Annotated in this window: 9 protein-coding genes and 2 tRNA genes; 8 read left to right on the plus strand and 3 right to left on the minus strand. The window is 71.5% G+C overall.

Features of this window, described 5'->3' with window-relative positions:
• The first annotated feature begins 75 nt into the window (after positions 1–75).
• Positions 76–148 (plus strand) — tRNA-Ala (locus tag QQM39_RS30595).
• A gap of 503 nt (positions 149–651) precedes the next feature.
• Complete coding sequence (locus QQM39_RS30600) at positions 652–885, plus strand: hypothetical protein (RefSeq protein WP_003976229.1); 234 nt, start codon at positions 652–654, stop codon at positions 883–885.
• On the opposite strand, the gene QQM39_RS30605 is transcribed toward QQM39_RS30600, so the two are convergent.
• Positions 875–2,083, minus strand: coding sequence for a glycosyltransferase 87 family protein (locus tag QQM39_RS30605; RefSeq protein WP_302000767.1), 1,209 nt, complete (start codon positions 2,081–2,083; stop codon positions 875–877). The genes QQM39_RS30600 and QQM39_RS30605 overlap by 11 nt on opposite strands.
• A gap of 112 nt (positions 2,084–2,195) precedes the next feature.
• On the opposite strand from QQM39_RS30605, the gene QQM39_RS30610 reads away from it, so the two are divergent.
• A tRNA-Ala gene (locus tag QQM39_RS30610) sits at positions 2,196–2,268 on the plus strand.
• Between the two features lie 125 nt (positions 2,269–2,393).
• Here QQM39_RS30610 and QQM39_RS30615 read toward each other — a convergent pair.
• A complete protein-coding gene (locus tag QQM39_RS30615) occupies positions 2,394–4,004 on the minus strand; it encodes an NADH-quinone oxidoreductase subunit NuoF family protein (protein ID WP_302000768.1) in 1,611 nt (536 codons plus the stop codon).
• On the minus strand, positions 4,001–5,305 hold the full coding sequence (locus QQM39_RS30620) for a cytochrome b/b6 domain-containing protein (RefSeq protein ID WP_302000769.1): 1,305 nt from the start codon (positions 5,303–5,305) through the stop codon (positions 4,001–4,003). Before QQM39_RS30620 ends, QQM39_RS30615 begins: the two co-directional genes overlap by 4 nt.
• Before the next feature lie 459 nt (positions 5,306–5,764).
• On the opposite strand from QQM39_RS30620, the gene leuS reads away from it, so the two are divergent.
• From leuS to QQM39_RS30645, 5 genes are all read left to right on the plus strand, one after another.
• The gene (gene leuS, locus QQM39_RS30625; protein WP_302000770.1) at positions 5,765–8,638 is read left to right on the plus strand and encodes a leucine--tRNA ligase; all 2,874 of its coding nucleotides are present in this window, start codon (positions 5,765–5,767) and stop codon (positions 8,636–8,638) included.
• A gap of 286 nt (positions 8,639–8,924) precedes the next feature.
• Positions 8,925–9,668 carry a hypothetical protein gene (locus QQM39_RS30630; RefSeq protein WP_302000771.1) on the plus strand — a complete coding sequence of 248 codons (744 nt, stop codon included), beginning with the start codon at positions 8,925–8,927 and terminating at the stop codon, positions 9,666–9,668.
• 93 nt (positions 9,669–9,761) lie between these two features.
• Positions 9,762–10,607: a DegV family protein gene (locus tag QQM39_RS30635; RefSeq protein ID WP_302000772.1), complete on the plus strand. Its 846-nt coding sequence runs from the start codon at positions 9,762–9,764 to the stop codon at positions 10,605–10,607.
• Positions 10,608–11,214: 607 nt separating this feature from the next.
• Positions 11,215–12,171 (plus strand): ComEA family DNA-binding protein, encoded by a 957-nt coding sequence (locus QQM39_RS30640; protein WP_302000773.1) that lies wholly within the window; start codon positions 11,215–11,217, stop codon positions 12,169–12,171.
• The gene (locus QQM39_RS30645) at positions 12,168–14,975 is read left to right on the plus strand and encodes a ComEC/Rec2 family competence protein (protein WP_302000774.1); all 2,808 of its coding nucleotides are present in this window, start codon (positions 12,168–12,170) and stop codon (positions 14,973–14,975) included. The genes QQM39_RS30640 and QQM39_RS30645 overlap by 4 nt, the downstream gene beginning before the upstream one ends.
• The last annotated feature ends 2 nt before the right edge of the window (positions 14,976–14,977 follow it).

The following is a 14,977-nucleotide window of genomic DNA, read 5'->3' on the forward strand; positions in this document are numbered from 1 at the left end:
AGGTCGCAGGCTAAAGTTCTTCTTGTTCGCCCCGCCGAGCGGGGCGAAACATCATGCGGCTCCGCCGCGTGGCAAGGGGCTATAGCTCAGTTGGTAGAGCGCCTGCATGGCATGCAGGAGGTCAGGAGTTCAATTCTCCTTAGCTCCACAGCGAGACAACAAGATCCCGCCGATCCCTTCGATCGGCGGGATCTTCTGGTATCTGCGGCGGGCGCCCGGATCAACGGCCGGGCCCCCGTGGCCGGTTCGCGCGCGGCACTCGCCTCGCCGAACTGTTCGGGTCCGGCTTGAGTCACTCGGGCCTCGCAGGCGTATACCTCTCAGAAGACGCTCGGGGTGCGTGTTCGCACGGTTCGTACGGTCGCGGAGGCTGCCGTGTCCGGACTGGTACTGAGGCGTCGCTGACCGTATTGGTCCGGCCGTGGCAGAATCAAACGGCCGGAAGGGAGCGCGGCCCGACGGGAGGGAGTAGCGATGCCTGCGAGCATCCTCGGAGAGGTCGGTCACCTCTTCGAAGCGGCGTTGACACGGGATACGATCACCCGCCTCAGCTGCCCTTCCTGCGGCTCCGTCCATGTCGCCCAGCTCCTTGGCGACAACGGCGGAATTTCCTACGTGTGCACGGCCTGCGGCCACAGCTGGAGCTGATCGATGGGTGCACACAGGCGAAAGTGCGACTGGTGCGGCAGCGGAACGCCGATCGTCCGTGACATGGAACCGGTGAACCCCGACTACCAGTACTGGTGCGAGGAATGCGCGCGGGCGCTGATCATAAAAGGCGATCCGATCGAGACGTACCGTGAACTCGAGGGCGAACCGATCTACGGCCGTCTGCTCGAAGAACACTGCACGCTCAAGCGCTTCTATTCCTTCGTCACGGCTTGACCTTCGTCACGGCCTGACCGAGGCCGGGGTTGCTGACGGCGATCCCGGCGATCACGAGGAAAAGGCAGCCGGCTGTCCCGTAGAGGGCGGACAGCGTCAACTCGATGCCGCTTTGGTGCAGTTCGTGCCGTCCCGGGCCGTGCGGCACCCACCACAGGGCGTACGAGGAGAAGACCAGCAGCATGCTCGCCGCGGCGGCCCGATACGCGTGCGTGCCGAGGAGCAGGACGACCGGCAGGCACCAGACCCAGTGGTGCGACCAGGACACCGGGCTGATGAGGAGCGCCGTCACCGCGCACGAGGTCACCGCCCAGGCCCGCTGCCCACGCAACTCCGCCGCCACGGCCACGCTCAGCCCTGCCGCGCCCACCACGGCCGCCGCGACGACCCAGGCGGTCCCGGGCTCCGGAGTGTGCAGCAGCCGCGCGAGAACGCCGCGCAGGGCCTGGTTCGCGGTGTCCTCGGCACGCCCGACGCGTCCCGCCGCGAACACCGTGCGGGTCCAGAAACGCCAGGAGTCGTACGGCAGTACGGCCGCGGCCAGCAGGGTCGCCCCGGTGAACCAGGCGGCCGCCAGGCGTGCGTGCCGCAGCCAGGAGCCGCCGCGGCCGTGCCGACGCCGGGCTACGACACCAGTGGCGAGCAGGAACACCACGAATAGGGCGGGCGTCAGCTTGACGGCCGCGGCGAGCCCGATGCCGACGCCGGCCCAGCGGTCTCCCGGGCGCCGTGACAGATCCCACAGCACCAGGACGGCGAGCAGCAGGTTGATCTGCCCGTACCGCAGCGTCGTCCACACCGGCTCGCACCACACGGCCACCGCCGCGACCCACCACACGCTCTCCCCACGCGCGTGCCCGATCAGACGCAGCGACAGCGCTGTGAACGCCACGAGCAGCGCGAGGTTCCCGGCCGTCGCCAGGGTGCGCATGGTCGCCGTGTCGAGGAGCGTCAGGGGAGTGAACAGCAGGGCCGCGAACGGCGGGTAGGTGGTCGGCAGTCGGGCGGCCGTCGCCCGCAGCGCGTACAGGTCGCCTCCGGCCCTTACGGTCGCGCCCTCGGCCCGGTACACCATCAGGTCGATCATCGACACGTGCGCGGCCCGCTGCGCCACCCAGAACGCGGCGAAGGAGACCAGGCAGGCGGCCAGGGCGACCGGCGCTCGACGGTGAGTTCCGGGTGGCGCGATCACGGTCACGGAACCCGACATTAGTGCCCGTATCGGCGCGGACGGGAAACGATTTGGTGCTGCACGAGGTCGACCGGTAATGTTGGCGTCGCCGCCGGGGAAACCGGGCGGACCAAAGCACGGGGCTATAGCTCAGTTGGTAGAGCGCCTGCATGGCATGCAGGAGGTCAGGAGTTCAATTCTCCTTAGCTCCACAGCAGATCCCGCCGGGTCAGTACGATCCGGCGGGATCTTTTTGTCTTCGGACCATGGCTCGCGCAGTGTGAGAACGAGGGGTCGTCCGGCTCGGACGACCCCATCTACGCGCGCGTGCCCGGTCTCAGCGGCCCAGGGCGCGTCTGCCGCGGCCCTGGGAGAGGACCGGCAGATTGCGGGACGATTCCTGGCCGCGGGTGTCCTCCTCGATGCGCAGGGCGAGGGCGGGGCAACGGCGCACCGCGCGCAGGGCCTTGGCCTCGGCGTAGCGAGGAACCTTCGCCTGGGCGACGGTCGGGAAGCCGTCGGCGCCGAGCTGGAAGACCTCCGGGAGGATGTCCGCGCACAGGCCGTGGCCGCGGCACAGCGTCCAGTCGACGTAGATCTTCTGGCGGCTGGGGCCGTTCTCCTCCGACTCGGCGCCGCCCGGGATGCCCGACGGGGCCCTGCCGCCCTCGAAGAGCGGCAGAACGCCCTCCACGGGCCGTCCGCAGCCGTTGCCCAGGACGTGTGCCGCGAGGTCGTCGGTGAACGCCTTGATGGTCGACTCCAGGAACATCGCGGAGCCGTCCGGGTGCGAGCAGGCGCCGCGCCGCTTCACGTTCTTGGCGACCTGCTTGAGCGCCTCCAGGGCGGCCGGGCCACCGCCGTTGAGGATGTCCTCCAGGCCGCGCGCGGCGGCCGGCAGACCGAGGTAGCAGGGGCCGCACTGGCCCGCGCTCTCCTCGGCCAGCCACTGCGCCACCCGCAGCGACTCACCCAGCGGGCACGTCTCCTGAGTGATCGGCAGGATCGCGCCGGCGCCGAGCGCGCCGCCCACCGCGTCCAGGGAGTTGCGGGAGACGATCGCCTCGTTGACCGTCGCCGCGTCGATCCACTTGCCGTGGTAGCCGCCGGTCAGCACGCCCTGCGGGACGGGCGGGGCGCCGGCGAGCTGGAGGACGTACCGCAGCGGCACGCCCGTGGGGACCTCGATGACCATCGGGCGGGCGACCGCGCCGGAGACCGTGAGCATGACGGTGCCCGGCTCGTCGTACAGGCCGGTGTTGCCGTAGCGCTCGGGGCCGATGCGGGCGGCGATCGCGAGCTGGGCGAACGTCTCGGCGTTGGACAGCAGGGTCGGGGCGCCGCCGACGCCGTTCTGTGAGGCGCTGACCTTGCGGCCGGACGGGATCGCCGGGCCACCGTCGATCGAGCGGACCAGGGAGGCGGCCGCGCCGGTGACCATGCGTACCGGGTTGCGCTGCACCCACGCGCGTAGAGCGGAGCGGCGGCTGTTGCTGAGGCCGCGTTCGGCGAGGGCGGCCTCCATGGAGCGCTGGGTCGATTCCCGGGTGACCCCCACCACGAGCGTGCGGGCACCCAGGGCCTCGGCGCACAGCAGAGCGCCGTCCAGGATGAGATGCGGGGCACGGTTGATCATCACCGTGTCCTTGCGGCAGGCCGGTTCGTCCTCGCTGCCGTTGACGACGACGACCGGCCTTACGCCGCGCTTGATCGCTGCCTCCGCGACCGAGCGCAGCTTCTTGTGGAAGGGGAAGCCCGCGCCGCCGCGGCCCTTCAGGTTGATGTTCTCGGCGAGCTTCGCGAGCTGCTCGCCGCCCATCGGTTCGAGCGGCCCGTGCACCTTCAGATGCATGGGCAGATCGAGCCTTTCGACAAGGTCGAAGCCCGACGTGAGCTGAGGAAGACCGACCACGCGGACTTCGGGTACGTCGGGCAGGGCCTCGTTCACTTAAAGCCTCCGGAAGGCGTGTTCCAAGGTTCGCCCGAACCCGGTGCGTCGAAGTCGTAGGAGGCACCGGGGAGTGTTTCAGTGGCGGGACCGCTGTTGTTGTACGTGTCGTTCTGGTTGTACGTACCGAAGACGGCGTTCGTCTCAGACGTGTCGTACACATCACTCGAGCCGTAGCCGGATGCGCCCGAATTGCCATAGACGGGGATGTTGTATCCCGTGTCGCTGAGCGGGTCGTAGGACGACGGGGGCGCCTCGCCCACGGGTGGTGGGGAGGGGATCGGCCAGCTGCCCGAGCCGTCGACGCGCGGGATCGTCTCCGTCGGCTGCATGTCCAGGGGCAGGTCCATGCGTGAGGTCTGGTCGGCCATGTAGGGCTGCTGCCGGCCCTGGGAGCGGGGTGAGACCGCGCGATAGGCGGCGGCGAAGCCGCCTGTGGACTCCGTCGAGGCGGGAGCCTGGGAGGGCATGCCGGGCAGGGGGCCTGTCCGCTCGTCGCGCGACGGCCGGGACGGACGCTGGTTCTCGTAGCCCGGCAGCGCGGACCCGGACGCCGCCCGGGCGCGGCTCTCCTCCAGGTCCTCGCGGGCGCCCGGCTCGTTGCCGATGAGCTGGGCGAGCCGGTCGGCGAACTTGCGCTTGACGGGGCGCGGGGAGGCGCGCAGGGCGAGGGCCGCGGCGACGGCGACCACGCACAGCTCGTAGCAGACCATGAAGAACGTCTTCGCGGGGCGGCCGGCGAACAGGCCGTGGATCAGGGCCGCGCACCAGGCCGGGTAGGCCAGCATGTGCATCGCGCGCCAGCGCGCGGCAACCGGCGCCGGGGAGGCGAACTTGTTGCGCAGCGCGCCGGTGATGCCCACGAAGATTATGAGCAGGGCGGCCAGGGAGCCGAGACCGATGAGGAAGGCACTGCCCGGGATCTCGTCGCCGCCGAAGATCACGAGGCTGAAAGGGATCAGCGCGGCGATCGGGCTGGCGTGGTCCAGCGCCAGCTTCACGCCGATGTGCACCAGGAGGAACGCGATCGAGCCCACGGCCGTCACCCGGTGGATGCCCTGCGCGATGATCCGTTGGCGGGTGTTGAGGATCATCCGGTCCTGGGCGACGAGGCCCCAGATGACCGAGCAGGTGAGGCAGACGAGCGACAGGACGCCGGCACCGAAGTTGAGGAACTCCTGGAGCCAGGTGCCGCCGAGCAGCACGACCAGGGGTATGAGCAGCAGAACAGCAGCGGTCGCCACCCCATAGGCCGACCGGCCCGGTTTGGGGAGCGAACTGTTACTACGACGAGGGTTCATGGGGGCAACTCCGAGCGGTTCGGGAAGGCGGTCCCGCTGCCGCACTCTAAGTGGCTCCATACCGAGGGGTACGGCGTTTGAGTTATTGCGTTGTTATCTACGGGCTGCGAGGGGCGGGCGATGTCCCTTAGCGACTGTTACGCCAGGTAACAATTGAGCGTTCTTCAGCTTTTCGAGGTCTTCACAACCCTCAGGTACGGAACCGGGGGCGCCGTTGTTCATGTGCGCCCCGCATACGCGCCCCCGCCGGAAGCCCGTCGCGACGCGCTCGGGCGCTGCGGTACCCTGACGCCATGCGTGCCGTACGCCTTCTGCTTAGCGGGCCGCGCTGATCAGTCCCGACCACCGGGTGAATCGGATGGTCGGAATCGGCGCGGCGTCCCCTCCTGTGCGAGGGGATTTTTCGTTTCCAGAGAACCGCAGCCGCTGGCAGAGACGATCGATGGAGCTTTGAGGATCATGAGCGAGACGAACCCCGCTGCCACCGCCGAGGTGGCCGCGCCGCACCGCTACACGGCGGCCATGGCTGCCGAGATCGAGGCACGCTGGCAGGACTTCTGGGACGCCGAGGGTACGTACGCCGCTCCGAACCCCAAGGGCGACCTGGCGGGCGACCCCGAGGCCGTGGCCCGGCCCAAGAAGTTCATCATGGACATGTTCCCGTACCCCTCCGGTGCGGGCCTGCACGTCGGTCACCCCCTGGGCTACATCGCCACCGACGTCTTCGCGCGCTTCCAGCGCATGACCGGCCACAACGTCCTGCACACCCTGGGCTTCGACGCCTTCGGCCTGCCCGCCGAGCAGTACGCCGTGCAGACCGGCACGCACCCGCGCGTGTCCACCGAGGCCAACATCGAGAACATGAAGTCCCAGCTGCGCCGGCTGGGCCTGGGCCACGACAAGCGCCGGTCGTTCGCCACGATCGACCCGGACTACTACAAGTGGACCCAGTGGATCTTCCTGCAGATCTTCAACTCCTGGTACGACGACGAGGCGAAGAAGGCCCGCCCGATCTCCGAGCTGGTCGCCGCCTTCGAGTCCGGTGAGCGGGCCGTACCGGGGCACACGCGCGCGTGGAGCGAGCTGAGCGCCGCCGAGCGCGCCGACGTCCTGGGCAAGTTCCGCCTGGCGTACGCCTCCGACGCGCCGGTCAACTGGTGCCCCGGCCTGGGCACCGTCCTGGCCAACGAGGAGGTCACCGCCGAGGGCCGCTCCGAGCGCGGCAACTTCCCGGTCTTCAAGGCCAAGCTGCGCCAGTGGAACATGCGGATCACCGCCTACGCCGACCGGCTGCTGGACGACCTGGACGCGCTGGACTGGCCCGAGGCCATCAAGCTGCAGCAGCGCAACTGGATCGGCCGCTCCGAGGGCGCCCGCGTCGATTTCCCGATCGACGGCGAGCGCATCACCGTCTTCACCACGCGCCCCGACACCCTGTTCGGCGCCACCTACATGGTGCTGGCGCCCGAGCACCCGCTGGTCGAGAAGTTCACCCCGGCCGCCTGGCCCGAGGGCACCCATGACGTCTGGACCGGCGGTCACGCGACCCCGGCCGAGGCCGTCGCCGCCTACCGCGCACAGGCCGCCTCCAAGTCCGACGTCGAGCGGCAGGCCGAGGCCAAGGACAAGACCGGTGTCTTCATCGGCTCGTACGCGACCAACCCGGTCAACGGCGACAAGATCCCCGTCTTCATCGCCGACTACGTCCTGATGGGCTACGGCACCGGCGCGATCATGGCCGTCCCGGCCGGCGACCAGCGCGACTTCGAGTTCGCGCGCGCCTTCGAGCTGCCGATCCGCTGCATCGTCGAGCCGACCGACGGCCGTGGCACGGACACCTCGACCTGGGAGGACGCCTTCGCGTCGCACGACGCGAAGATCATCAACTCCACCGGTGAGGGTGTCTCGCTGGACGGCCTGGGCGTCGCCGAGGCCAAGGCGCGCATCACCGAGTGGCTGGAGTCCAAGGGCATCGGCGAGGGCACCGTCAACTTCCGGCTGCGCGACTGGCTGTTCAGCCGCCAGCGCTACTGGGGCGAGCCCTTCCCGATCGTCTACGACGAGGACGGCATCGCCCACGCCCTGCCCGAGTCGATGCTGCCGCTGGAGCTGCCCGAGGTCGAGGACTACTCGCCGCGCACCTTCGACCCGGACGACGCCGACACCCAGCCCGAGACGCCGCTGTCGCGCAACGAGGAATGGGTCAACGTCACCCTGGACCTGGGCGACGGTCCCAAGCGGTACCGGCGTGAGACCAACACCATGCCCAACTGGGCCGGTTCCTGCTGGTACGAGCTGCGTTACCTGGACCCGCACAACGACCAGCAGCTGGTCGACCCGGAGATCGAGCAGTACTGGATGGGCCCGCGCGAGGGCCGGCCCCACGGTGGCGTCGACCTGTACGTCGGCGGCGCCGAGCACGCCGTCCTGCACCTGCTGTACGCGCGCTTCTGGTCCAAGGTCCTGTTCGACCTGGGGCACGTCTCCTCGGCGGAGCCGTTCCACAAGCTGTTCAACCAGGGCATGATCCAGGCCTACGTCTACCGCGACAGCCGTGGCATCGCGGTGCCGGCCGCCGAGGTGGAGGAGCGCGACGGCGCCTACTACTACCAGGGCGAGAAGGTCTCCCGGCTGCTGGGCAAGATGGGCAAGTCCCTGAAGAACGCGGTCACTCCGGACGAGATCGCCGCCGAGTACGGTGCCGACACGCTGCGCCTGTACGAGATGGCGATGGGCCCGCTGGACGTGTCCCGGCCGTGGGACACGCGCGCGGTGGTCGGCCAGTTCCGGCTGCTGCAGCGGCTGTGGCGCAACGTCGTCGACGAGACGACCGGTGACGTCACGGTGGTGGACGCGGAGCCCGACGAGGACACGCTGCGTGCCCTGCACAAGGCGATCGACGGGGTGCGCGGGGATCTGGAGGGCATGCGGTTCAACACCGCCATCGCCAAGGTCACCGAGCTGAACAACCACCTGACCAAGGCGGGCGGGGCGGTGTCCCGCTCGGTCGCCGAGGCACTGGTGCTGATGGCCGCGCCGCTGGCCCCGCACATCGCCGAGGAGCTGTGGCGCAGGCTGGGGCACGAGGACTCGGTCGTCCACCAGGACTTCCCGGTCGCCGACCCGGCGTACGTGGTCGACGAGACCGTGACCTGCGTCGTGCAGATCAAGGGCAAGGTCAAGGCCCGCCTGGAGGTCTCGCCGGCCATCTCCGACGAGGAGCTGGAGAAGGTCGCGCTGTCCGACGAGAAGGTCGTGGCGGCGCTGGACGGCGCCGGGATCCGCAAGGTGATCGTGCGGGCGCCGAAGCTGGTGAACATCGTTCCGGTGTAGGCCTCCGGCGTACGCCTCCGGCGGTCGGGGCGGTTCCGATGCCGTGAGCGCGTCCCGGCCGGTTCGGTTGTCGTGGGCGCGTCCGGCCGGTTCGGTCGTCGTGGGCGTCGGCCGGTTCGGATGCCGTGAGCGTGGGGCCGCCGGTTCGGATGCCGTGTGCGGCGGGTGGCTCGGGGTGATCCCCTACGGGCAGGTTCGGGGTTCTGTTGGAACTCCGGGCCTGTCCGCTGCGTTTACCGTTGAAGAGTGATGCGGCGTGTGTCGCGGCCGGTCGGAGGAGGAGTTCGTGGAAGCAGTGATCGCAGTCGTCGCCCTGCTCTTCGTGCTCTTCGTCGTGCTCGGGGTGTACGCCACGGTGAAAGTGGTCGGCGCCGCCAAGCGCCGGGTCGACGAGACCATCACCCACGCCCGGCGCACGGTCGAGGACCACACCCTGCGGGCCAAGTCCTTCGCCCAGCCCGGCCCGGTCGGCGAGCTCGCCCAGCTGCGGCTGAAGCTGCGCACCTCCATGCGGGCCACCCAGGACGCGCTGCACGCGGGCGCGGCAGACGACGAGTCCCTGAAGGAATCCCTCGGCCTCTTCCAGCGCCTCAGCGCACACGGGCACGAACTGGACGCCGAACTTCGGCGCCTGGAGTCCGAGCCCGACCGCGCGACGCTCGCCGAGCGACTGCCCGACCTGCGCGAGCGCACCGAGCGCATCGTCCAGTCCGCGGACGCCCTGCGCTGGGCGGCCCGCGACCGGGCCCACCGCTTCGCCGACGACGACCTGGACAGCCTCAGCGCGCAGATCGACGTGGAGACCGGTGCCCTGCGGCACTGGCAGACGGCGGAGCCCTCGTCGTCGACACCGCCGCCCCCGTGGCCGGAGGCCCCGCCGGCCGAGGCCGCCGGGACGACCGAGCAGACCTGGCCGGACAGCCCTCGGTCGCAGCGGGCCGAGGAACCTACGCGGCCCGCCATCACCCCGCCCGGCCCTCGCCCTACGTACCCCTGGCAGAAGAAACCCCGTCCCGAGAGCACGACTTGAGGACGGCCGAGTACGCGCTGATCCGGTCAAGGCATTCCCAGGTGAGCGGGGTCGGACTGCCGCCCGGGCGCTACGCCAGGTAACCTCCAGCTCATGTCCCGCCATGTCGCGATCGTCACCGATTCAACGGCCTACCTGCCGCCGCGGACGATGGAGCGCCACGGCATCACCGCGGTACCTCTGACCGTGGTAGTCGGCGGCCAGGCGCTGGATGAGGGCACCGAGATCTCGACCCGCTCCCTCGCCCAGGCGTTGCAGAAGCGACGCCCTGTCACCACCTCGCGCCCCAACCCTCAGGTCTTCGCGGAGCACTACCGCAAGGTCGCCGAGTCCGGCGCCACGGGCATCGTCTCCCTGCACCTGTCCGCCGACCTCTCCGGCACCTACGACGCGGCGGTTCTCGCGGCGCGGGAGGCGCCGGTGCCGGTGCGGGTCGTCGACACCGGGATGGTCGCCATGGCGCTCGGGTTCTGCGCGCTCGCCGCGGCCGAGGCGGCGGAGACGGGCGGCACGGTGGACGAGGCCGTCACTGCCGCGGAGAAGCGAGCCGGGGGTACGGCCGCCTATTTCTACGTCGACACCCTCGACTATCTGCGTCGTGGTGGCCGCATCGGCGCCGCACAGGCGTTGTTGGGGTCCGCGCTCGCGGTGAAGCCGCTGCTGCAGCTGGAGGGTGGCCGGATCGGTCCGTTGGAGAAGGTGCGGACGGCGTCCAAGGCGATCGCCCGCCTCGAGGAGATCGCGGCCGAGCGGGCGGGCAGCGCGCAGGTCGACATCGCGGTGCACCATCTCGCCGCCCCTGACCGGGCGTCGGCGCTGGCGGACCGGTTGCGGGGGCGGGTGCCGGGGTTGGCCGAGCTGCATGTGAGTGAGGTTGGGGCGGTTATCGGGGCGCATACCGGGCCTGGGTTGTTGGGGGTTGTGGTTTCGCCTCGGTGACGGGTTTGGGCGTGGTGGGGGATGCGCTGCGGTGACGCTGTTTGGCCGTGGTGGCGGATGCGTCGTGTGATGGGTCGGCCGGGGGTGATGGGCTCTTCGGGTGGGTGCATCACTCGTGTGGGTGGCGGAGTTATCCACAACTGGGCGGTAATCCCCGGGAATTGAGCAAGATCATCGCGGGTGGGGCGAGGTGTCCGATCCTCGTCGCATGGCACTTCGATCACGTACACGCACCACCACGGCGACCAGCGGCCCGGGCCGCGGTCCCCATTCCGACGGCCGCGCCCGCCACCGACGACGCATGCATGTCCGGGGGCGGGCACGGCAGCGCCATGTGTCGGCGGAGGAGTTGCGGCGCAGGGCGGAGGTGATTTTCGCCGAACGGGCCGGGGAGTGGCGGGAGTCGGGGGCGGGGCCGCCGGTGCGGGGGGAGGGGTATGCCCCGGGTTCCGGGGCGGGGGAGATGCCTGACCCGAGGGAGCTGAGGTGGCCGAGGGGGTCTCGTGGACCGCATGGACTCGTTCGGGAGGAGCCCGGTTGGCGTGCAGGGGCTGAGGAGTCGGAAGCGGACCTGAGGGGCGCGCCGCGCGCTCGGGGGGCCGTGGGCATGGACGGTCCGTACGCCGACTGGTCCGAGGGCTCGGGTGTGCCGCGTGTTGATGTGGCGACGCGTTCGGACGTCCTGCGGGCTGATGCGCCGTGCGCTGATGTGCCGCTGGACTCCGATGTGCCGCTGGGCTCCGATGCTTCGCGCGGTGATACGGCGCACGGCCCGGACATGCCGGATGCCGACGCGGGTGACGGGGCCGGGTCCAGGCCAGGGACCGGTGACGCGGGGGCCGGGGACTGGCGGGTGCGGGTGGGGCCGGCTTTGCGGGAGCGGATGCCGGTGTGGTTGCAGGCGAGGTGTGGGCTGGAGCGGCGGAGCGTGGTCGCGCTCACCGTGGTGCTCGTCCTCGCCGCCGGGTTTGCCGTGCAGCACTTCTGGGCCGGCCGGGCGCAGTCCGTGCGGGCGCCCGAGGTGGTGCGGGCGGCGGCTCCGTTCGGAGGTGGGGAGCTGGGTGAGGAGGACGTGGCGGGGGCGTCGGCTGCCGCTGCGCCGGGGGCCGTGGGCACGGCCGCGGCGGAGATTGTCGTGGATGTCAGCGGCAAGGTGCGCGAGCCGGGGATCCATCGGCTGCCGGCTGGCTCGCGTGTCGCTGACGCACTGCGCGTGGCCGGTGGGGTCCGTCCCGGCACGAACACCGATGGCCTCAACCGGGCCCGGTTCCTGGTGGACGGCGAGCAGGTGATCGTCGGCAGTACGGCTGGCGCCCCGGGGGCTGCTCCGGGCGCGGGCGCGGGCGGTGCGGTCGCCGGGGCCGCACCTGCCGGGCCGGTCTCCCTCAACACGGCCACCGTGGATCAGCTGGACACCCTCCCGGGCGTCGGCCCGGTGCTGGCCCAGCACATCATCGACTACCGCACCCAGCACGGTGGCTTCCGTTCGGTGGACGAACTGCGCGAGGTCAATGGCATCGGCGACCGCCGGTTCGCCGATCTACGGAATCTCGTACAGCCATGAGGCACGACGTCCGCGCACCCGACCCCGTGCCTTCCCGCGCCGCCGTTCATGCCGCCTCCGGGAACCGGCTTGGTGCCTCCCATCCCCGACAGGAAGGACCGACGGACCTCCGACTCGTCCCACTCGCGCTCGCTGCCTGGGCGACGGCGGCGCTGATGCTGGACGCCCCGACGGTGTGGGTGGGCGGGGCGGTGGTCGTATGCCTGGTCGTGGCGGGCGTACTGCTGCTGGTGCGGCGCGGCGGGGTGGGTGACAGTCGTGCGACCGGGCCTGGGCGGGATTCTGCGCCTGGGTGGGACGACCCTCTGCCCGGGCGGGACGACGGCTCCCTGCCTGGGCGGGACTCCGCGTCTGGGCCGGATTCTGTGCCGGGGCGCTTCACGCCCCCGCGTAGGCAGGGCTCAGCGCTCCGGCGGCTCACCTGGCCGCGTGCCTCGGCCGCTTGGCCGCGCATTTCGGTCGCTGCTGTCCTGCTCTGCGTCGCGGCGGCCGCTGCCTCCGCCGGGCTGCACGGGGCCGATCTGCGGCGTGGGCCGGTGCCCGGGCTGGCGCGGGAGTACGCCACCGTGACCGCCGAAGTCGAGGTCACCTCCGACCCCCGGCTCACCCGGCCCCGGGTCAAGGGCGATCACATGGCGCCGACCTCCGTGCTGATCAACGCGGACGTGCGGCGCGTCGAGGGGGCGCACGGCACGGCGGTGGTGACGCGGGCACCGGTGCTGATGATCGTCGACGCGGCACCGAGGTCCTCTGGGGCGGGGGACGTGCACGGGGCGCTGAGGTCCTCTGGGGCGGGGGACATGCGCGGGCTGCCGAGGCCCCCTGGGTCTGGGGACGTCAACGAGGCGTCGCAGTCCGCTGACGGTCGGGGTTCGCCCTGGCTGAGGCTGCTGCCCTCCACGCGGCTGCGGGTGACCGCGGCGCTGGCGCCCCCACTGGCCGGCGGGGACCGAATCGCTGCCGTGCTGCGGGTCCGGGACCCGGCGATGCCGCACGTAGTGGGGGAGCCGTCGGGGGCGCAGCGGCTGGCGGGGCGGTTGCGCGCCGGGCTGCGGGAGGCGACCGACGGGTTGCCGGCGGACGCGCGGGCGCTGCTGCCGGGGCTGGTGGTGGGCGACACCTCGCGGATCACTCCGGAGCTGGACGAGGCGTTCAAGGAGACCGACCTCGCGCACACGCTAGCTGTCTCCGGCAGCAACCTCACGATCATCCTCGCCCTGCTCATCGGCCCGCCCGGCCTGGCCCAGCGGGTCGAGCGCCGTGGTCTCGCGCCCCGCCTCGGCATCTCCCTGCGGGCAACCGCGCTGCTCGGCGGAGCGCTCACCCTCGCGTTCGTGGTCGTGTGCCGACCGGACCCGAGCGTGCTGCGGGCCGCGGCCTGCGGGGCCGTCGCTCTGCTGGCCCTGGCGACCGGACGCCGCAGATCACTGATCCCGGCGCTGGCGACGGCTGTCCTGCTGCTGGTGCTGTACGACCCGTGGCTGGCCCGCAGTTACGGCTTCCTGCTCTCCGTGCTCGCCACGGGCGCCCTGCTCACGCTCGCGCCCCGCTGGAGCGCGGCGCTGCGACGGCGCCGGGTGCCGCCGAGGTTGGCCGAGGCGCTGGCCGCCGCGGCTGCCGCGCAGGCGCTGTGCGCGCCGGTTGTGGCGGTGCTGTCGGCTCGGGTGAGCCTGGTGGCGGTGCCGTGCAATCTGCTCGCGGAGTTCGCGATCGCACCGGCCACGGTGCTGGGCTTCGCGGCGCTGGCGACGGCGCCGCTCGCGATGCCGTTGGCCAAGATGCTGGCCTGGTGCGCGAGTTGGCCGACGGGGTGGATCGCGGACGTCGCCCGGACGGGCGCCGCACTGCCCGGGGCGGGCGTGGACTGGCCCGGCAGCTGGACCGGGGCGGCGCTGCTCGCCCTCGCCACGGTGGTCGTCGGGCTCGTCGGCCGGCGACTGCTGCGGCACCCCTGGTGGTGCGGGGTCTGCGGGGCGCTGCTCCTGCTGGTGGTACTGCAGCCGCCGCCGCTGACCAGGGTGGTCACGGGGTGGCCGCCGCCGGGGTGGCGGTTCGCGATGTGCGACGTCGGGCAGGGCGATGCGACGGTGCTCGCGGCGGGCGAGGGGACGGGCGTGGTCGTGGACGCCGGACCCGATCCGACGCTGGTCGACCGGTGCCTGCGCACGCTCGGGATCACCAGGATCCCGCTCGTCGTGCTCACCCACTTCCACGCCGACCATGTGGCGGGCCTGCCCGGCGTGCTGCGCGGGCGGACGGTGGGCGCGATCGAGACGACGGGGCACGAAGCGCCGGTGGACCAGGTGGAGTTCGTCCGCAGGGAGGCGGCCGCCCGGCGCATTCCCGTGACGCGGGCCGCCGCCGGGGAGGAGCGGCGCACCGGGGCGCTGAGCTGGCAGGTCGTCTGGCCCCCGGCACACCCCGCCCTGGCCCCGGACGGCCCGAACGACGCCAGTGTCACCCTGCTCGTCCGGTCGGCCGGGCTGCGGCTCCTGCTGCTCGGTGATCTCGAACCCCCGGCCCAGCGGGCGCTGTTGAGATCCCCGGCGGGGGCGCTGCTCGGCGGCGTGGACGTGCTCAAGGTCGCCCACCACGGCTCGGCCTACCAGGACCCCGAGCTCATACGCAGGGCGGCACCGCGGCTGGCATTGATCAGTTGCGGTGAGGACAACCCGTACGGGCACCCGGCCCCCGGCACCGTCGCGGCGCTGCGGGCGCAGGGCGCGGTGGTGCTGCGGACGGACGAGGACGGGGCGCTGGCGGTCGCGGGTACGGGCGCGGAGCTGCGGGTGGCGGGAGACTGAGG

This window comes from Streptomyces sp. DT2A-34, assembly GCF_030499515.1.
Taxonomy (GTDB): Bacteria; Actinomycetota; Actinomycetes; order Streptomycetales; family Streptomycetaceae; genus Streptomyces.

What these genes read in the sequence shown, in the direction of transcription:
- QQM39_RS30600 (WP_003976229.1), top strand. Translation starts at nt 652, where the DNA reads ATGGGTGCACACAGGCGAAAGTGCGACTGGTGCGGCAGCGGAACGCCG.
- QQM39_RS30620 (WP_302000769.1), bottom strand. Translation starts at nt 5,305, where the DNA reads ATGAACCCTCGTCGTAGTAACAGTTCGCTCCCCAAACCGGGCCGGTCG.
- leuS (WP_302000770.1), top strand. Translation starts at nt 5,765, where the DNA reads ATGAGCGAGACGAACCCCGCTGCCACCGCCGAGGTGGCCGCGCCGCAC.
- QQM39_RS30635 (WP_302000772.1), top strand. Translation starts at nt 9,762, where the DNA reads ATGTCCCGCCATGTCGCGATCGTCACCGATTCAACGGCCTACCTGCCG.
- QQM39_RS30645 (WP_302000774.1), top strand. Translation starts at nt 12,168, where the DNA reads ATGAGGCACGACGTCCGCGCACCCGACCCCGTGCCTTCCCGCGCCGCC.
- QQM39_RS30640 (WP_302000773.1), top strand. Translation starts at nt 11,215, where the DNA reads ATGGACGGTCCGTACGCCGACTGGTCCGAGGGCTCGGGTGTGCCGCGT.